This is a genomic window from Streptomyces sp. NPDC037054 (assembly GCF_055606745.1).
The window spans coordinates 1-18,204 of sequence record NZ_JBVJSJ010000005.1 but is presented as its reverse complement, the minus strand read 5'-3'; the positions used below and the strand labels follow the sequence as shown (position 1 = coordinate 18,204).

Sequence of the window (18,204 nt, the reverse complement as noted above, 5' to 3'; positions counted from 1 at the left end):
GGACGGCACAGCCGGTCTGCCGAGACCCCTCGCGGTGCTGCATGGCGGTGCCACCGCGAGGCAAAGGGCCCGCCCCTGGCTCCCGGGGGCGGGCCCGCGGCGTGTCTCCGACGGTTGGACGGGGTCCGTCGACGCCGCGCCGGCGGGTGTCCGTCCTCGGAACGGCGCGGGCCAGGTGTCTCAAGAGGCTCGGCTCCGTTGACGCGCCGTCCGCTGCGGGCGGACACCCCCCGCCACCCTTCCCGCCACGGGCAGCGTGCGCCCCCGCGTTACAGGAACGCCAGGTTCACGATCCAGAAGGACACCGCCGCGACCAACGCCGCCGCCGGCATCGTGATGAACCAGCCGAGGATGATGTTCTTGGCGACCCCCCAGCGCACGGCGTTCAACCGCTTCGTCGCCCCGACACCCATGATCGCCGACGTGATGACGTGCGTCGTCGAGATCGGCGCCTTGAAGATGAACGCCGTCGTGAACATGATCGCCGCGCCCGTCGTCTCCGCCGCGAACCCCTGCGGCGGGTCCAGCTCGATGATCTTCCGCCCCAGCGTCCGCATGATCCGCCACCCACCGGCATACGTACCGAGCGACAGCATCACGGCGCACGCGATCTTCACCCACACCGGGATCGGATCCCCGTAGTCCTCGACGTCGGCGATGACGAGGGCCATCACCACGATGCCCATCGTCTTCTGCGCGTCCTGGAGGCCGTGCCCGAGGGCCATGCCGGCGGCGGACACCGTCTGCGCGATACGGAAGCCCCGCTTCGCCTTGTGCGGGTTGGACCGCCGGAAGATCCACATGATCGCCGTCATGACCAGGTAGCCGACGAGCAGACCGACGACGGGGGAGATGAACATCGGGATGACGATCTTCTCCAGCACCCCGTGCCAGTACACGGACGTGCCGCCGGCCAGGGCCGCGCCCACCATGCCGCCGAACAGCGCGTGCGAGGAGGAGGACGGCAGGCCGAAGTACCACGTGATGAGGTTCCACGTGATCGCGCCCACGAGTGCCGCGAAGAGGATGCCCATCCCCGTCGACCCCTCGGGCGTCTGGATCAGCCCCTCACTGACGGTCTTGGCGACCCCGGAGCCGAGAAACGCGCCCACGAGGTTCATGACCGCGGCCATCGCCAGCGCCGCCCGCGGGGTCAGCGCGCGCGTGGACACGGACGTGGCGATCGCGTTCGCCGAATCGTGGAAGCCGTTGGTGTACGTGAAGAAGAGCGCGACCCCGATGGTCACGACCAGAGCGAAGGTGTCCATGTACGGGTCAGGACTCCTTGACGGCGATGGTCTCCACCGTGTTCGCCACGTGCTCGAAGGCGTCCGCCGCCTCCTCCAGCACGTCCACGATCTGCTTGAGCTTCAGCACCTCGATCGCGTCGTACTTGCCGTTGAAGAGGTGGGCGAGCAGCTTGCGGTGGATCTGGTCGGCCTGGTTCTCCAGACGGTTGACCTCGATCCAGTACTCGGTGAGGTTGTCCATGGTGCGCAGGTTCGGCATCGCCTCGGCCGTCAGCTCGGCCGCCCGGGCCAGGACCTCGATCTGCTGGTCGACGCCCTTCGGCAGTTCCTCGACGTTGTAGAGGACGACGAGGTCGACGGCCTCCTCCATGAAGTCCATGATGTCGTCGAGGGACGATGCGAGGCTGTAGATGTCCTCACGGTCGAACGGCGTGATGAACGAGGAGTTCAGCTGGTGGAAGATCGCGTGCGTGGCGTCGTCACCCGCGTGTTCGGCGGCCCGCATACGCTCTGCGATCTCGGCCCGGGCGGAGGCGTCCGCCCCGAGCAGTTCCATCAGGAGTTTCGAGCCGGTGACGATGTTGTCCGCGGACGCGGCGAACATGTCGTAGAAGCTCGTCTCCCTGGGGGTCAGACGAAAGCGCACGTGGGGTCCTCGGGATGCATCGGTTTCGGTCAGGCTGATGCTAGGCGCATCATCCGGCCACGGCTATCGGGCCGCCCACCAGTGTCGCCCATCAGGCACAGTGATGAGCACGGGGGCGGCAGGGGCGGTTCGGACCGGCCGCCGCACGGGGCATTGGCCAAAGGGCCTATACCCAGGAAGTTCGCTACCATATACCCACTAGGGGTATATGTCCGCCATCCGCTCACCAGGAGGACGCGATGACGACGACCGAGGCCGGCGCCGGTGCGCCCTCCGCGCCGGAAGTAACGGACGAAACGGACGTCGTGACCGACCACGACCGCGGGCTGCACGGCTACCACAAGCAGAAGGACGAGCACCTCAAGCGGCTGCGCCGCATCGAGGGCCAGATCCGCGGCCTGCAGCGCATGGTCGACGAGGACGTCTACTGCATCGACATACTCACCCAGGTGTCCGCCTCCACCAAGGCCCTGCAGTCCTTCGCGCTGCAACTGCTGGAGGAGCACCTGCGCCACTGCGTCGCCGACGCGGCCCTCAAGGGCGGCACCGAGGTCGACGCGAAGATGGAAGAGGCGACCAAGGCGATCGGACGGCTGCTCCGCTCCTGAGCGCCGAGGCGGTTTCCGGTCGGATCCCGGGCGGGGCGGTTTCCGGTCACTCGGCGGTGGCGCGGGACCGCTCCTCGGCCACCTTCAGCACCTCGTCGATGCTCTCCAGGCTGAGCCGCTCCTCGTGCGCCGCCGAGGCCGCGATGATCAGCTCGCCGCACAGCTCGATCTCGGCGAGGGCCACGTGGTCCTGAACTGCCGTACCGCCGACCGGAGCCACGCGCATCACCTCGTCCCTGCCGTCACCGGCTTCCTAGAGTAGGGAGCGGCCCACGCACCGCGCATGGCACGGAAGGGCTAGTTCTTGACGCCCGTCAGGCACGCGCGTGGCCTTCCTCACTCCTCGGCGATCCGCCCGGCGTAGATGTCCTCACCCTTCGGCAGCCGTACGCGCACGGGGGTGCCGAAGTCGAACAGCAGCGTCGTGGAAGCGACCGCGACCGGCCCTTTCTGACGGTCGTTGACGAAGCTGAACCGGTGGCGGACCTTGCGGATGCGGCCCTCGTCGTCGAGGTAGGCGTCGAACGGGACTTCGGCCGTGGCGAACCCTTTCGCCGCCGCGGCGAGCGCCTGCCGGTTGGCGGTCGTGGCACCCCGCGCGGCCACCGCGAGGTCGGCGGTCCCCCGGTAGTGCCGCACCTCGGCCCCGGCGACCTCGGTCGCCCCGACGTACGTCGCCCGCCGCGTGCCCCGCAGCACTTCGGCCGCGGCGAACGGGTCCGTGGCACCGCCGGTGACCAGATTCCCGTCGGACAGCGTGGCCGTGTCCACCCGGACCCACTTGTCGGCGGGCACCCCGGCGCCGCGGTTCTTCATGAACAGCGCGCCCGGCGCGAGGAGTTCGGTGATCGGCCGCTGCGGGTTCGTACCGGCCGGGTCCTGCGGCAGCAGCACCTTCAGCCGCCCGAGCTGCTTGCGGTAGTCGTACACGCCCTCGCCGCGGATCGTGACCCGGGTGCCGCCGGTCGCCATCTCCATCGACGTACGCGCCTGGGAACTGCCCGCCTCGGCCAGCCGGTCCGCCGCCCGGTGCAGCACCTCGACGGGATCTCCGGCGCGCGCGTCGGCCGCCGCCCGCTGACCGCCCGAGCAGCCGCCGGCGCCGAGGCAGACACAGCCCACGAGTCCCACCGTGACGAACGCCCCGCCCATCCGCCTGTGCCGCCGCCCCGCCATCGCCCTGCCTACCCCCAGCCGCTGCCGTCCGTCCCGGGCCCTTCGTCGTTCCGGTTAACGACGGGTAGGGAGCCCCGTCACGCGCCCGCCCACGAGGCCGTGCCCCGGCACCGCTAACGTGGAGCGCGTGACGCAGCAGGACGGGCTCGAACCTTCCGGGGACACGGCACAGCACCGGACCACGACGGTCGAACAGGGGCCGTTCTGTGTGGCCCGCTGCTCCTGCGGTTGGCGCGGGCCCGCGCGCCGGGCGCGCAGCCTCGCGCGGGCGGACGCGGAGGGGCACGCGAACGGCTGACCGCGCCGGAGCACAGGAATGACCGACCGCGCCGGGCAGGCGCACGCGGCCTTCAGGGCCGCCGCCGGTTCCTCAACGACCGGCGGGCCAGCCCTTGTCAGGCGGCGAGGTCGCGCTCCTCGGAGCCGGGGCGCCGGTCCGCCGTGGCGCCCGGGACGAGCGCCTCGTGGCCGTCGGGCGTCCGGCGGGCGCTGATCAGGCGTCCGGCGCGCGGCGACCGCTCGATCGCCTTGGTCAGCGGCGTCAGCAGCGCCATGGCGACCGGTGAGAGAAGCAGCGCGACGGCCGTGCCGAGCGCGAAACCGCCCACGACGTCCGTCGGGTAGTGCACCCCCATGTAGACCCGGCAGAAGCCCTCCAGGAGGCCCAGGGCGATGCCGGCGATGCCGAACTTCCGGTTGGCGACGAACAGGGCGACGCCCATGGCCATGGTGATCGTGGCGTGGTCGCTGACGAACGAGAAGTCGGTCTTGCCGGGCTGGAGGACCTCGAGCCCCTGATGCACACGGAACGGACGGGGCCGCTCCACGAACCCGCGTATCGGCACGTTCACCAGGACGGCGACACCGGCCGCGAGCGGGGCCCACACGAGCGCCGCGACGGACGGCGCCGCGTCCTCGCCGCCCCGGCGCCGCACGGTCCACCAGCACCACAGCACGAGCAGCACCATCGCGAGCAGCAGCCCGTACTCGCCGACGTACTGCATGACCCGGTCGAACCAGGTCGGCGCGTCCTTGGCCAGGCCGTTGATGTCGTAGAGCAGCTCAACGTCGGGGTTCGACCCGGATGCGGCGAGTCCAGCCATGGTGCTGCGGCCCCTTCGTCGTCTTCATTCCCCGGCGCACCCCTGTGTGCGCCGCTTGCCACCCCCGTGGTCTGTGGATCCGCCGCCGACGTGCGTCCGCGCGGTCGTGCCGGATACGTCATCAGGAACGCACGGCCCCCGCAAATACGTTCCACACTCCACCGAATGATCACGCAGACGTTATCGAAGAGAGACCCATCACCGCAGCTCAGGGGGTGGGTTCACGGTCGGTTCACACCCCGGTGGGGAGTGCTTTCGCGCCATCTTCGGTGACCCGGGTGGCGCCGAAGTAGTCCGGGGTGTCGATCGGGTCGAAGCGGATGACGGCACCCGGGCGGGGCGCGTTGATCATGTACCCGCCGCCGACGTAGATGCCCACGTGGCGGATGGCGCGGGAGTTGGTGAGGTCGTCCGAGAAGAACACCAGATCGCCCGGGAGCAACTCGTCCCGGCCGGGGTGCGGACCGGCGTTGTACTGGTCGTTGGCGACCCGGGGCAGCGTGATGCCGACACTCTCGTACGCGGCCTTCGTCAGACCCGAGCAGTCGAAGCGTCCGCCCTGGTCAGCGGTGCCGTTGCCGCCCCAGAGATAGAGCGTGCCGAGCTTCTTCTGGGCGTAGGCGATCGCGCCGGCGGCCTGCTCGGAGGGGTCGACGCGGCTGACGGGCGCGGCGAAGCTCTCGGCCAGCGTGGTGATCGTCCGGACGTAGTTCTGGGTCTCCTTGTACGGCGGCACGCCCCCGTACTTGATGACCGCGTACGCGCCCGCGTTGTAGGACGCCAGCATGTTCTCGGTCGCGTTCCCGGGGACGTCCTTGACGTACTTGGCCAGTTCGCAGTCGTAGGACGCGGCCGACGGAATCGCGTCATTCGGGTCCCAGACGTCACGGTCGCCGTCCCCGTCGCCGTCGATGCCGTGCGTGGCCCAGGTGCCGGGGATGAACTGCGCGATGCCCTGCGCCTGGGCCGGGCTCTGGGCGCCCGGGTTGAAGCCGCTCTCCTGGTAGAGCTGGGCGGCGAGCAGGGCGGGGTTGATGGCGGGGCAGAGGTTCCCCCACTGCTGCACGAGCCGCTGGTACGCCGCCGGCACCGACCCCTTGGCGAGCTGCTTGCCCGCGCCGCCCGCGGCGGCCCCCAGGTTGCCCGCGACGACGTAGACGCCGACGACGAGGAGCATCACGAAGGCGAGGGCGGAACCAAGGGCAGCGATCCCCACGATCCATGCCTTACGCACCGTCAACCGCCCCTCGCCGCACACGAGTCCGTAACCGACGCCAGTGTAGGGGCGAGCACCCCGTCATGGGGTGATCACTCACAGTCGGCGAAATCCCTCCCCCGGGCCCGCGCCGGCTTCCGACCCGGCTACCGCTCAGGCCTCATTGCCCGGCGTGACCTGCCGTGATACACAGAGTGACGATACGACTCTTCGTACACCGCTCCACACCCCGGGACGAGGCCCATGAGGAGCGGTGGCAAGGTATTCGTACGAAACCCGCCAACCAATGACGCCAAGTCGACATGCGACGGCGGATTTGTCGGCGACAATGAGGCCTGACCTCTGCGCACCGCAGGGGAGACTGCGGAACTACCCACCAGGGGCGGTGACTTACATGCTCTTTGCGGCCGACGAGGGAGACATCAACACCATTATCGGCGGGATCGCTCCGGACTGGGGCCCCTTCGGCAGCCTGGGCAACGAGGCCAAGGTGATGATCGAAGTGGTCATGGCGGTCGCCATCCTCATCTGTCTCGGCATCGCCATCTGGGGCGCCGCCAAACAGCGCATCGGCGCCACCGCGCTGCGCGACACGTTCAGCGCCGAGCAGGGCAAGGGCCTCATCATCGCGGGCCTGACCGGTGTGTTCATCATCGGCTCACTCGGCACGCTGTTCACCATCGTGTACGGCATGGCCGTGTAGCGGCGGGCCCACACCGTTCGGTCAGTCCACCCCGGGCACGCCCGGTTGCCCCTCCGACCCACCCGCCCGTCGTGCCACCGACTGAGGTTGCGTCTCCCTGATGCCGAGTCACCACACCGCGCCCGCGCAGGACCCAGCGCGGCTACCGTCGTACCGCGAGGGATTCCCGCACGAGGTGTATCCGTTCGACGTCGAGGGGGCGTACGCGGCATGAGTCTCGGTGACGAGCACGAGGCCTCCGGCGGTTACGGCGGCACGGGCCAGACCCGCACCCGGCTGCCCGACACGGGCGGCGACGGCCACGGGGGCGGGCGGAGGGGCGGTCGGTCGTCGTCCCGCGGCACGGTGACGGTCGTGGGCGTGGTCGCCCTCCTCGTCGCGGCGATCGCGTTCGCGAACCGCGGAGGAGACGATTCCGACCCCCGGGAGACAGCAGCCGACAAGCCCCGAGCGGCAGCGACGGCACCTTCCGGCCAACGTCCGGTGGAGTCGAAGAACGGCGGGATTCCGACCGGGTACGCCCACGACGCGCAGGGTGCGCAGAGCGCCGCGGCCAACTACTCCGTCGCGCTGGGCTCGGCCGAGATGTTCAACACAGCCAGACGGCACGAGATCGTCAACACCGTCTACGCACCCGACGTCGCCGCCGCCCGGCAGGCCGAGCTCGACAAGGCGTATGCGAGCGAGAAGTTCCTGACCAACATCGGCCTCGACAAGGACGGCTCGGCACCGGCCGGCCAGAGCTTCGTCTCGCGGGTCATTCCGGTGGGCACCAAGGTCACCGCGTCAGGTTCGACCGAGACCACGGTCGAGGTCTGGTACACCTCGCTCTTCGGCCTGTCCGGCGACCGTTCGAAGAACCCGGTGACCGAGAGCTGGTACACCACCACGTACACACTGCGGTGGGTCGACAACGACTGGAAAATCACCGACTACCAGCAGAAGGACGGACCCGTTCCGGTCGGCCGCGACCAGAGGGCCTCCACCGCCGACGACATGACGAAGGCCGTCGAGGAGTACGGAGGCTTCACCTATGCGCGCTAACCGCCCCGTCCTCAAAGTCGCGGCCTCCGTGGCCGCGATCCAGGGCGCCCTGCTCCTGTTCGCCACCCGGGCCTTCGCCGAACCCACTCCCGACCCGACGGCCAGCGACGATCCCTGCGATCTCATCCGCGGCCCCGCCAAGGACTACTGCCAAAGCGACGGTGGCGATCGGCCCGGGCGGAGTTCGCTGAACGATCCGACCGGGACCGCCGACCCCCTCTCCTCCCTCGCCAAGGGCTGCGCCGAGGCCGCCTCCTGGACCGTCGACAAGCTCAGCGCCGCCGTCGAGGACACCGCGAACGTCGACTTCACGAACCCGACGTTCCTCCAGCAGTACGCCGTCGTGTTCGCCGCGTCGACGATCCTCACGCTGCTGCTGTGGCTGCTGGCCGTGGCCAAGCGGGCGGTGCGCGGCGTGCCGCTGACGACCGCGCTGTCGGAGGCCGTCGGCTTCCTGTGGCTCACCGTCCTCGCGTCCGCCTTCACGCCCCTGATCCTCTACACGATCGTGTCGGCGACCGACGGCGTCACCGAGGTGCTGGCCAAGGCGACCGGCGACCAGACGGACACGTTCTTCGGGACGTTCTCCGCCGCCCTGAAGAAGGGCGAGGACATCGGCGGCGGCCCGATCATGCTCATCGTCGTGTCGCTGGTGTCGATCGTCGCCGCCGGCGTCCTGTGGCTGGAACTCGTCATCCGCGCCGCCCTGCTGTACGTCGGCGCCCTGCTCGGCACCGTCGTCTACGCCGGGCTCGTCGACAAGAACCTGTGGGGCCACGTCCGCCGCTGGGCCGGCATCATGATCGCGGTCATCCTCGTCAAGCCCGTGATCGTCATCGTGCTCGGCCTCGCGGGCGCGCTCTCCGCCGAGGAAGGACCCGACGCCTTCTCCGCCGTCGTCTCCGGCCTCGCCATCATCCTGCTCGCGATCTTCGCGTCCGCGATGATCTACCGCTTCGTCCCCGGCTTCGGCGACGAGATCGCCGGCTCCCGCAACAACCGCCTGATGCAGGGCGCGGAGAACAAGGCCGCCGCCGTCATCAGCTCCCCGGCGACCCTCGTCGCCCAGGGCATCAAGACGCACAGTTCCCGCGCCGACAACAACGGCCAGGCGAACTCCTCCACACCCCGCCAGGCCAACCCGGCCTCCAGCGGTGTCGCCGCGCACAGCTCCCGCGGCGCGAACGGCGGCGGATCCGTCCCCTCCGCCGCGCCCGCGCCCCGCCAGGCCAGCCCGGCGAACACCCCGCACGCCAGCAACACCCGCAACAACCGCACGGGAGGTGAAGGGCGTTGACGACCGCCGAGTCCCACGTGTCCCATCCGGTCACGCCCCGCCGTACATACCTGATCGGCCGCGCCCGGCCGAACGGCATCGTCGGCCGCAACCGCGAGACGGGCGAGATCGCCCTGATCATCGCGGGCGCGTTCCTCGGCATGATGTGCGGGCTCCTCGTCCCCGTCCTGACCCTGCGCATCGTGCTGCTGATGGGCTTCCCGATGCTCGCGCTCGCGGCGGTCTACGTGCCGTACAAGCGCCGCACGTTCTACAAGTGGTACGAGATCAACCGCAGCTACAAGCGGACCCTCCGGCAGGGCGCGACGTACCGTTCCGCCGTCATGGAGGCCGGCACCCGCATCGACGGCCGTGAGGTGGAGGTCGGCCCGCCGCCCGGCATCGGCCGCATCACCTGGCTGTCCGCGCCGTTCGGGCCCGACGAGATCGCCGTACTGCTGCACGCGGACCGCAAGACCGTCACCGCCGCCATCGAGATCGAGGGCCCCGGCGTCGGCCTTCGCGACTCCGAGGACCAGGAGGCGCTCGTCGACCGGTTCGGCACGCTGCTGAAGCACGTGGCGAACGGCGACGGCTTCGTCACCCGCATCCAGATGCTCGCCCGCACCCTCCCGGCCGACCCCGACGCGCACGCCAAGGACGTCGCCGTGCGCGGTGACGACCGGGCCCCGGGCTGGCTGCAGCAGTCGTACGACCAGCTCCAGTCGATGGTGTCGACCAGCAGCGAGCAGCACCGCGCGTACCTCGTCGCCTGCATGCACTACACGCGCGAACTCGCCGCCGAGGGCCAGGCCATGGCGCGCGCCGCCCGGCCGCTGGGCGGCCGGAAGCTGGACCGGGACGCCGGTCTCGCGGTCGTCATGGCGCGCGAGCTGACCGACATCTGCTCGCGGCTCCAGGAGGCCGACATCCGCGTCCGCCAGCCGCTCGGGCAGGGCAGGCTGGCCTCCCTCATCCACTCGATGTACGACCCGGACCACCCGATCGACCACATCCAGGCGATGTCGAAGCGCAACGCCTGGCCGGCCGAGCTGGACGCCATGGAGCCCACCTACCTCCAGGCGAAGACCCGGGAGTCCACCACCCGCGCCCCCTGGTGCCACGCCACCGCCTGGGTCAAGGAGTGGCCGATGACCCCGGTCGGGGTCAACTTCCTCGCGCCGCTGCTGGTGCACACCCCGGACGTGATCCGGACCGTGGCCGTGACGATGGACCTGGAGCCCACCGAGGTCGCCATCGAGCGCATGCTGACGGAGAAGACGAACGACGAGGCCGAGGCGTCGCGCGCCGCCAAGATGAACCGGACCGTCGACCCGCGGGACATCGCCGCCCACAACCGCCTCGACCAGCGCGGCGAGGACCTGGCGAGCGGCGCGGCGGGCGTGAACCTCGTCGGCTACATCACCGTCTCCTCCCGCTCCCCCGAGGCCCTGGCCCGCGACAAGCGGACCATCCGGGCATCGGCCGGAAAGTCGTACCTGAAGCTGGAGTGGTGCGACCGCGAGCACCACCGCGCCTTCGTGAACACTCTTCCGTTCGCCACCGGCATTCGAAGGTAGGGGCTGAGGAACAGATGCGGGATCCGCTGTCCGTCCTCACGGACGCCTTCACGTCCTTCCTCTTCGGGAAGGTCGAGACGACCAGACTCCCGGTGCGCACCTCGACGGGTCAGGCCCAGGCGGTCTACCTGCCGACGGCGGCCCCCGGCCTGGGCGACTCCGGCGTCATCATCGGCCGCGAGGTCTACTCCGGGAAGGGCTACATCTACGACCCCTTCCAGCTGTACGGCCAGCAGCTCCCCGCCCCGCACTGGCTCGTCCTCGGCGAGTCCGGCAACGGCAAGTCGGCCCTGGAGAAGACCTACGTCCTGCGCCAACTGCGCTTCAAGGACCGCCAGGTCGTCGTCCTGGACGCGCAGGGCGAGGACGGCGTCGGCGAGTGGAACCTCATCGCGCAGGAGCTGGGGATAACGCCGATCCGGCTGGACCCGACGGCGGCCCTGGACCACGGCATCCGCCTCAACCCGCTCGACCCGGCGATCACGACGACGGGTCAGCTGGCGCTGCTGCGCACCATCATCGAGGTCGCGTTGGGGCACGGCCTGGACGAGCGCTCGGGCTTCGCCCTCAAGGTCGCGCACGCCTACGTCAACGAGACCATCGTCGACCGCCAGCCCGTCCTCACCGACATCGTCGAGCAACTGCGCCACCCCGAGCCGGAGTCCGCCGAGGCGATGAACGTCGCCATAGAGGACGTCCGCGCGTGGGGCCTGGACGTGGCGCTCGTGCTGGACCGGCTCGTGGACGGTGACCTGCGCGGCATGTTCGACGGCCCGACGACGGTCGGCATCGACCTGGACGCGCCGCTGATCGTGTTCGACCTGTCCCACATCGACCGCAACTCCATCGCCATGCCCATCCTCATGGCGATCGTCGGCGTGTGGCTGGAGCACACCTGGATCCGGCCCGACCGGAAGAAACGCATCTTCCTGGTCGAGGAGGCCTGGCACATCATCAACAGCCCGTTCGTGGCGCAGCTGTTCCAGCGGCTGCTGAAGTTCGGGCGCCGGCTCGGCCTGTCGTTCGTCGCCGTCGTGCACCACCTGTCCGACGTGGTCGACGGCGCGGCGGCGAAGGAGGCCGCGGCCATCCTGAAGATGGCGTCGACGCGGACGATCTACGCCCAGAAGGCCGACGAGGCACGGGCCACCGGCCGGGTGCTCGGCCTGCCCCGCTGGGCCGTGGAGATCATCCCGTCGCTGACACCCGGCATCGCCGTCTGGGACGTCAACGGCAACGTCCAGGTCGTCAAACACCTGATCACCGAGGCGGAACGCCCGCTGGTCTTCACCGACCGCGCGATGACCGAGTCGTCGGACGACCACCTGACGGACGACGCCCTGCGCGCCGCCGAACGGGAGGCGGAGGAACGCGCGGCGGCCTTCGTCGAGCAGCACATCGGCGACTCCGAATCCACGGTGGCGTAAGGGCTCCCGGCGGCGTGGGCAGCGGCGATGGCGTGGGCATGCGTGGCGGCGTGGGCGACGGTGGCGTAGGGAGAGGACGGACGTGAGAGCGGACGATCACCGGGACCGGGGACGGGACGGCCAGGGCGGCATCCCCGACGGCCTGCTGGTCGGCATCCTCGCGTTCCTCCTCGGCATGACGCTGCTGGTGTGGACGGCCACGGGTCTGGCCGGGCTGTTCGCCCACGGCGCCTGGCCCGACGGCGTCACGTTCACGCGCACGCCCCTGGCCATGCGCCACCTGATCGGGGAGCCGCACGACATCGCGGGCGCCTGGCCGGACGCGCCTGCGGGCCGGCTGTCGGGGTACGGCCTGTTCTGGGGGCTGTTCATCGGCGAGCTGATGGTGCTCTTCGTCCTCACGGTGTTCGTGGTGGGGACGCTGGCGCGCTGGAAGGCGGTACGGCTGCGCAGGCGCGCGGAGCGCACGGCGACGCCGGCCGCTCGGGAGGACGTCCCTCGGGAGGACGCCCCCCGGGAGAAGTCCGGTCGGGAGCGGACCCGTCAGGAGCGGACCGACGAGGCCCCGGCGCCCGTACGGCACGAGGTGCCGACACCCGAGCAGCCGCAAACGCCGACGCCGGCGCCCGCCCCGCACGAGGTCCCCACCCCGCGCACGGCCCCGGAGCCCGCCCTCGCGGCCCCCGGCCCCGTGCCGCCGCCGCCCGTCGAGCACGCCCCCGGCCCTTCGACGGCTGCGGCCGCCGCTCCTTTCGGCGCCGGGCACGGCACCGGCTGGGACAAGGTCCTCGTCGCCTCCAGGGACACCCGCCGGGCGACCGCCGCCACCGCCGTACGCGACGCGGTCGGCGCCGCCCTCGTCGTCACCTCGAACGCCGCCCTCTGGGAGGACACCAAGGACGCCCGCGCCAAACTGGGCCCGGTCCTCCTCTACGACCCCACCCACCTGTGCGACACCCCGGCCCGCCTCCACTGGTCGCCCACGGCGGGCTGCGAGGACATGCGGACGGCCGCCGCGAGGGCCGCCGCGCTCCTCGCCCCGGTCCGGCCCACCGCCAAGATCGACCAGGCCGTGAGCGACACCGCCGAGACGCTGCTGCGCTGCCATCTGCACGCCGCCGCCGTCGACGGCCGCACCGTCCGGCACGTCCACCGCTGGGCGCAGGGCACGCAGGTGCAGGACGCCGTACGCGTCCTCCGCACCAGCCCCAAGGCGGCGGCCGGCTCCGCGGGCGAGCTGGAGGCCGCGCTCACCGCGCATCCCGAACGCCGTGACATCGCACAGGAACTGGCGAGCCGCGCACTGGGCGCCCTGTCCACCGTCAACGTCCGCGAGGCGTGCAATCCTCACCGAAGTGATGCCCTCGCCCTGGATTCCTTCGCCCACGAAGGGGGCACGCTTTATGTGGTGGGTGAATCCATCGAGGACCCCAGGACGAACCCGGGCGCGATGCCGCTGCTGACAGCGCTCGTGGCAAGCGTGGTCGAGCACGGCCGGCGCATGGCCGAACGGTCATCCTCCGGTCGGCTCGACCCACCATTCACCCTCGTCCTGGACGACGTGGCGGCCGTCGCTCCCCTCCCCCAGCTCCCGCGGCTGCTGACCGACGGCGCGGACCTCGGCCTGCCGACGCTGGCGCTGCTGCGCTCCCGCGAACAGGGCCGCGCCCGCTGGCCGCACCACGAGCTGCCCGTGTAGCACGGGCAGGGCCGTTCACCACTCGCGGACGCCCCTTCACCGCTCGAGGACGAACTCCAGCTCCCGGGCCCCCTCGGCCTGCGGCAGCTCCACCACGACACCGCTCGGCACGAAGCCCGCCTTGCGGTAGAAGCCCTGCGCGCGTTCGTTGTCCTCGTGGACGATGAGCCGCACCCGCTCGGCGCCGCGCGACCACGCCCACTCCACCGCCGCGTCGAACAGCGCCTTGGTCAGCCCGCCGCCCCGGTGCTCGGGCCGTACGAACACGCCCACCAGGTGCCCCTGCCGCCGCTCGACGGGATGCCCGGCCCAGTCCGTCGTCCCGGCTTCCTCCATCATCACGGTGACCGACCCGGCCCAGTGCCCGTCCGAGCGCTCCGCGACGAACTGCCGCACACCGGTCGAGCCCTCGCCCGACCCGGCCGCCCGGTCCCGCCAGAACGCGTCGGCCTTGGCCGCGGCCTGCTCGTACGTCTCCAGGAACGCCAGGTGCGCGACCGGATCGCGCAGCGCGGCCAGCCGCAGTTCCTTCACGGCACGCCAGTCGTCGGCCCTGATGGAGCGGATCTCGAAGTCCCCGGGGGTCGTCGCACTCATGTCGGCCACCGTAGTACCGGGGTACCACCCCGCTCACCTGGAATACGGCCCGGGCGCGACGCCCGGCGGCCCCGCACGGCCGAGCATCGAAGCATGATTACGGCTCGCGAACTCACCAAGCGCTACGGCGACAAGACCGTCGTCACCGACCTGTCGTTCACCGTCAGGCCCGGCACCGTCACCGGCTTCCTCGGCCCGAACGGCGCCGGCAAGTCCACGACGATGCGCATGATCCTCGGCCTGGACGCCCCCACCCGCGGCCACGCCACCGTCGGCGGCCGGGCCTGCGCCGGACATGCCGCGCCCCTCACCGAGGTCGGCGCCCTGCTGGAGGCCCGCTCGGTCCACCCGGGCCGGACGGCCCGCCACCACCTGCGCGCCCTCGCCCTCACCCACGGCATTCCGCGGGCCCGCGTCGACCACGTCCTCGGCCTCACCGGCCTGACCGAGGTCGCCGACCGCCGCGTCAAGGGCTTCTCCCTCGGCATGGGCCAGCGGCTCGGCATCGCGGCGGCCCTGCTCGGCGACCCGGCCACCGTCGTCCTCGACGAGCCGGTCAACGGCCTCGACCCGGAGGGCGTGCTGTGGATCCGCACGCTGCTGAAGTCGCTCGCCGCGGAGGGCCGCACCGTCTTCGTCTCCTCCCACCTGATGAGCGAGACGGCCCTGACGGCCGAGCACCTGGTCATCATCGGCCGCGGCCGGCTGCTGGCCGACACGACGGTCGCCGACTTCGTACGGCGGTCCGGCGCGGGCACGGTCAGGGTCGTCACCCCCGAGGCCGACGACCTGGCGCGGCTGCTCACCGCGTCCGGCGCCGACATCACCGCCGAGGCGCCCGGGACGCTCCGGGTCGCCGGCGCGGACGCCGAGCGCATCGGCCGCACCGCCGCCGACCACGGCATCCCCCTCTTCGAACTCACCCCCAGCCGCGCGTCCCTGGAGGAGGCCTTCATGGACCTCACGCGCGACGAGGTGGAGTTCACCGCCACCCCGGAAGGAGCCGCAGCATGAGCACGACGACCCTCCCGGCAGGCCCGTACCGCGTGACGGGGGCGCGTGTCCTGCGCTCCGAGTGGCACAAGCTGTGGACCCTGCGCTCGACGTGGATCACGCTCGTCGCGACGAGCGTCCTGACGGTCGCCATGGGCACGGGCGTCAGCGCCGCCTACGACGGCGACGGCGAAGGCCTCGACACGGTCGTCCAGGTCCTGCTCGGCATGCAGTTCGCGCAGGTCAACCTGGGCGTGCTGGGCATCCTGGCGACCGCCGGCGAGTACTCGACGGGGCAGATACGGGCGACGATGACGGCCGTGCCGCGCCGCCTGCCCGTGCTGTGGTCCAAGGCGGCGGTGCTGGCAGCGGTCGCCTTCCCGCTCACCCTGTGGACCAACCTCCTCACCTTCCCACTGGCCCAGTCCTTCCTCTCCGGCACCGACAAGGCCGCCTCCCTCGGCGACGCCGGCGTCCTGCGCGCCCTCGTCGGCAACGCGGCCGGGCTCGCGCTCCTCACCGTCCTCGCCCTCGGCATCGGCGCGCTGGCCCGCTCCGTGCCGATCGCCACGGGCGCCTTCATCGGACTGGTGATGATCGTCCCCGAGGTCCTCGCGATGCTGCCGTACGAGATCGTCGACGACGCGGTGCGGTACTTCCCCGGCACGGCCCTCCAGACTCTCACCACCGCCGAACCGCTGCCGGGCTCCGTGCCGTGGGGCGCGGCGCTGCTGGCGATGGCCCTGTGGGCGGCGGCCGCCCTCGCCCTGGCCGCGGTGACGCTGAGGCGCCGGGACGTATGAGGTTCTCCCGGCGGGCCGCGCACTCCACCATGGAGCCCGTGACGCAGGAACGGGCGGCCGAGCCCCTCACCGAGTACGTACAGCGCGTCAGCCGGCGGGTGCGCGCCTTCGACAGGCGCCACCCGCTGCTGTGGGACGCGCACTTCGCCGGGTTCTGGGTGACGGCCGCCCTGATCGACGACATCGGCGGCGGCTGGCGCCACAACGCGCACGACCTGACCGTGCCCAGCTGGCTCGTGCTCACCCTCAGCCTCGGCCTGTCGGTGCCGCTGCTGTGGCGGCGCCGCCATCCCGCCGCCGTCCTGCTCGCGATGGCGCCGTTCGCCCTGGTCAACGCGTGGACGGGCGCCGCGCTCCAGGCCGCGCTGCTCCAACTGTGCGTCGTCTACCACGTCGCCCTCAGTCTGCGGCTGCGCTCGCTGTGGTGGGCGTCGGCCCTGGTGCTGGCGCCGGTCGTCGTGTCGGTCGCCCGCCACGGGGAGGGCTCCTGGGACCAGCAGATCGGATCGCAGCTGATGTCGATCGCCGTGGCCGTCCTGATCGGCATCACGGTCCGCACCCGCCGGAACTACACCGAGGCCCTGGAGGACCGCGCCCGCCGCCTGGAGATCGAACGCGATCAGCAGGCCCAGCTCGCCGCCGCCGCCGAACGCGCCCGCATCGCCCGCGAGATGCACGACATCATCGGCCACAACCTCTCCGTCATCACGGGCCTCGCCGACGGCGGCAAGTACGCGGCCACGAAGGCCCCCGAGCGGGCCGCCGAGGCCCTCGCCGCCATCGGCACCACCAGCCGCCAGGCCATGGGCGAACTGCGCCGCCTCCTGGACGTGCTGCGCGAGGACGAGGACGGCACGGCAGACCTGTCGCCGCAGCCCGGCCTGACGGACCTCGCCGCGCTCCTCTCGGGCGTACGCTCGGCGGGCCTCTCCGTCACGACCACCACCCACGGCACCCCCGCCCTCCCCCCGGGCCGGCAGCTCACGGTGTACCGCGTCGTCCAGGAAGCCCTCACCAACACCCTCAAGCACGGCGGCCCCGACGCGACGGCCGACATCGTCCTCTCCTACGGCCCCGGCGCCGCCGTCACGGTCACGGTCACCGACACCGGCCGCGGCGGCCCGTCCCTCACCACGACCGACGGCCGCGGACTGCCCGGAATGCGCGAGCGCACGGCCCTGTACGGCGGCACACTTGAGGCCGGCCCCCGCCCCGCCCCGGAACAGGGCTGGCGCGTCCACCTTCACCTCCCGGAGGAACACCCGCAGTGACCACGGTCCTGATCGCCGACGACCAGCCCCTCCAGCGCTTCGGCTTCCGGATGCTCCTGGAGAGCCAGGACGACATGACGGTCGTCGGCGAGGCCACCAACGGCGGCGAAGCGGTCCGCATGACGGCGGAACTGCGGCCCGACGTGGTCCTCATGGACGTCCGCATGCCCGGCCTGGACGGCATCGAGGCCACCCGCCGCATCGCCGCGGCCGGCGACCGCACCCGCGTCCTGATCCTCACGACCTTCGACCTCGACGAGTACGCCCACGCGGGCCTGCGGGCCGGGGCCTCCGGCTTCCTCGTGAAGGACGCCCAGCCCGAGGAACTGCTGTCCGGCATACGTGCCGTGGCGACGGGCGACGCCGTGGTGGCCCCGAGCCTCACGCGACGGCTCCTGGACGCCTACGCCCATCACCTGCCGACGGGCTCCGCGGACTCCGCCGGCACCCCGGCCGAGGACCCGCGCCTCGCGTCCCTGACCGAACGCGAACGGGAAATCCTCACGGTCATCGGAAAGGGCTGGACGAACCTGGAGATCGCCGCCCGCCTCCATCTCGCCGAGTCGACCGTGAAGACCCACGTGGGCCGCATTTTGGCAAAGACGGGTTCGCGGGACAGAATCCAGGCGGTGATCCTCGCGTACGACACGAAACTGGTGCGCCCGTCCTGAAATGCAGAAAGGGCCCACACCGTGAGGTGTGGGCCCTTTCCCAATAATTGTTCGGCGGTGTCCTACTCTCCCACAGGGTCCCCCCTGCAGTACCATCGGCGCTGTAAGGCTTAGCTTCCGGGTTCGGAATGTAACCGGGCG

19 protein-coding genes and 1 rRNA gene are annotated in these 18,204 nt (G+C 71.3%); 12 read left to right on the top strand and 8 right to left on the bottom strand.

Annotated elements, in window-relative coordinates; all coding sequences use genetic code 11:
- Window positions 1-269 precede the first annotated feature (269 nt).
- Both ACZ7D7_RS13550 and ACZ7D7_RS13545 read right to left on the bottom strand, forming a co-directional pair.
- On the bottom strand, window positions 270-1,268 hold the full coding sequence (locus ACZ7D7_RS13550) for an inorganic phosphate transporter (RefSeq protein ID WP_470824283.1): 999 nt from the start codon (window positions 1,266-1,268) through the stop codon (window positions 270-272).
- A 7-nt stretch (window positions 1,269-1,275) separates the two neighbouring features.
- Window positions 1,276-1,896 (bottom strand): DUF47 domain-containing protein, encoded by a 621-nt coding sequence (locus tag ACZ7D7_RS13545; RefSeq protein WP_365961710.1) that lies wholly within the window; start codon window positions 1,894-1,896, stop codon window positions 1,276-1,278.
- Window positions 1,897-2,135: 239 nt separating this feature from the next.
- Between ACZ7D7_RS13545 and ACZ7D7_RS13540 the strand changes: the two genes are divergently transcribed.
- The gene (locus ACZ7D7_RS13540; protein WP_470824281.1) at window positions 2,136-2,504 is read left to right on the top strand and encodes a metal-sensitive transcriptional regulator; all 369 of its coding nucleotides are present in this window, start codon (window positions 2,136-2,138) and stop codon (window positions 2,502-2,504) included.
- Window positions 2,505-2,550: 46 nt separating this feature from the next.
- Here the strand turns inward: ACZ7D7_RS13540 and ACZ7D7_RS13535 are convergent, their stop codons facing one another.
- Window positions 2,551-2,730, bottom strand: a complete 180-nt coding sequence (locus ACZ7D7_RS13535) for a hypothetical protein (RefSeq protein ID WP_470824280.1) — start codon at window positions 2,728-2,730, stop codon at window positions 2,551-2,553.
- Between the two features lie 110 nt (window positions 2,731-2,840).
- Window positions 2,841-3,680, bottom strand: a complete 840-nt coding sequence (locus ACZ7D7_RS13530; protein WP_470824279.1) for an SCO4651 family lipoprotein — start codon at window positions 3,678-3,680, stop codon at window positions 2,841-2,843.
- A 127-nt stretch (window positions 3,681-3,807) separates the two neighbouring features.
- On the opposite strand from ACZ7D7_RS13530, the gene ACZ7D7_RS13525 reads away from it, so the two are divergent.
- Entirely contained in the window at window positions 3,808-3,978 is a 171-nt protein-coding gene (locus ACZ7D7_RS13525) for a hypothetical protein (RefSeq protein WP_470824278.1), read from the top strand.
- Window positions 3,979-4,075: 97 nt separating this feature from the next.
- Here ACZ7D7_RS13525 and ACZ7D7_RS13520 read toward each other — a convergent pair whose 3' ends face one another.
- A complete protein-coding gene (locus ACZ7D7_RS13520) occupies window positions 4,076-4,783 on the bottom strand; it encodes a phosphatase PAP2 family protein (protein WP_470824277.1) in 708 nt (235 codons plus the stop codon).
- A 232-nt stretch (window positions 4,784-5,015) separates the two neighbouring features.
- Window positions 5,016-6,023: a C40 family peptidase gene (locus ACZ7D7_RS13515; protein WP_470824276.1), complete on the bottom strand. Its 1,008-nt coding sequence runs from the start codon at window positions 6,021-6,023 to the stop codon at window positions 5,016-5,018.
- 370 nt (window positions 6,024-6,393) lie between these two features.
- Between ACZ7D7_RS13515 and ACZ7D7_RS13510 the strand changes: the two genes are divergently transcribed.
- The 6 genes from ACZ7D7_RS13510 (at window position 6,394) to ACZ7D7_RS13485 (ending at window position 13,728) form a co-directional block, all read left to right on the top strand.
- Entirely contained in the window at window positions 6,394-6,702 is a 309-nt protein-coding gene (locus ACZ7D7_RS13510) for a hypothetical protein (protein WP_006136301.1), read from the top strand.
- A gap of 210 nt (window positions 6,703-6,912) precedes the next feature.
- Window positions 6,913-7,746 (top strand): hypothetical protein, encoded by an 834-nt coding sequence (locus ACZ7D7_RS13505; protein ID WP_470824275.1) that lies wholly within the window; start codon window positions 6,913-6,915, stop codon window positions 7,744-7,746.
- Window positions 7,736-9,043, top strand: coding sequence for a hypothetical protein (locus tag ACZ7D7_RS13500; protein WP_470824274.1), 1,308 nt, complete (start codon window positions 7,736-7,738; stop codon window positions 9,041-9,043). Before ACZ7D7_RS13505 ends, ACZ7D7_RS13500 begins: the two co-directional genes overlap by 11 nt.
- Window positions 9,044-9,060: 17 nt before the next feature.
- Window positions 9,061-10,602: an SCO6880 family protein gene (locus ACZ7D7_RS13495; protein WP_470824820.1), complete on the top strand. Its 1,542-nt coding sequence runs from the start codon at window positions 9,061-9,063 to the stop codon at window positions 10,600-10,602.
- A gap of 14 nt (window positions 10,603-10,616) precedes the next feature.
- Window positions 10,617-12,029 carry an ATP-binding protein gene (locus tag ACZ7D7_RS13490; protein ID WP_470824273.1) on the top strand — a complete coding sequence of 471 codons (1,413 nt, stop codon included), beginning with the start codon at window positions 10,617-10,619 and terminating at the stop codon, window positions 12,027-12,029.
- A gap of 82 nt (window positions 12,030-12,111) precedes the next feature.
- On the top strand, window positions 12,112-13,728 hold the full coding sequence (locus ACZ7D7_RS13485) for a P-loop NTPase family protein (protein ID WP_470824272.1): 1,617 nt from the start codon (window positions 12,112-12,114) through the stop codon (window positions 13,726-13,728).
- 36 nt (window positions 13,729-13,764) lie between these two features.
- Here ACZ7D7_RS13485 and ACZ7D7_RS13480 read toward each other — a convergent pair whose 3' ends face one another.
- Window positions 13,765-14,325, bottom strand: coding sequence for a GNAT family N-acetyltransferase (locus tag ACZ7D7_RS13480; RefSeq protein WP_470824271.1), 561 nt, complete (start codon window positions 14,323-14,325; stop codon window positions 13,765-13,767).
- Between the two features lie 93 nt (window positions 14,326-14,418).
- Here ACZ7D7_RS13480 and ACZ7D7_RS13475 point away from each other — a divergent pair, with 93 nt between their 5' ends.
- From ACZ7D7_RS13475 to ACZ7D7_RS13460, 4 genes are read left to right on the top strand one after another with little or no spacing between them, the layout of a single operon-like run.
- Complete coding sequence (locus tag ACZ7D7_RS13475; RefSeq protein WP_470824270.1) at window positions 14,419-15,339, top strand: ATP-binding cassette domain-containing protein; 921 nt, start codon at window positions 14,419-14,421, stop codon at window positions 15,337-15,339.
- Window positions 15,336-16,121, top strand: a complete 786-nt coding sequence (locus tag ACZ7D7_RS13470) for an ABC transporter permease (RefSeq protein WP_470824269.1) — start codon at window positions 15,336-15,338, stop codon at window positions 16,119-16,121. Before ACZ7D7_RS13475 ends, ACZ7D7_RS13470 begins: the two co-directional genes overlap by 4 nt.
- A 29-nt stretch (window positions 16,122-16,150) precedes the next feature.
- Window positions 16,151-17,392 carry a sensor histidine kinase gene (locus ACZ7D7_RS13465; protein ID WP_470824819.1) on the top strand — a complete coding sequence of 414 codons (1,242 nt, stop codon included), beginning with the start codon at window positions 16,151-16,153 and terminating at the stop codon, window positions 17,390-17,392.
- Window positions 17,389-18,063 (top strand): response regulator, encoded by a 675-nt coding sequence (locus ACZ7D7_RS13460; RefSeq protein ID WP_470824268.1) that lies wholly within the window; start codon window positions 17,389-17,391, stop codon window positions 18,061-18,063. Before ACZ7D7_RS13465 ends, ACZ7D7_RS13460 begins: the two co-directional genes overlap by 4 nt.
- A gap of 49 nt (window positions 18,064-18,112) precedes the next feature.
- Here ACZ7D7_RS13460 and rrf read toward each other — a convergent pair.
- Window positions 18,113-18,204, bottom strand: a 5S ribosomal RNA gene (gene rrf, locus ACZ7D7_RS13455); the annotation flags it as partial.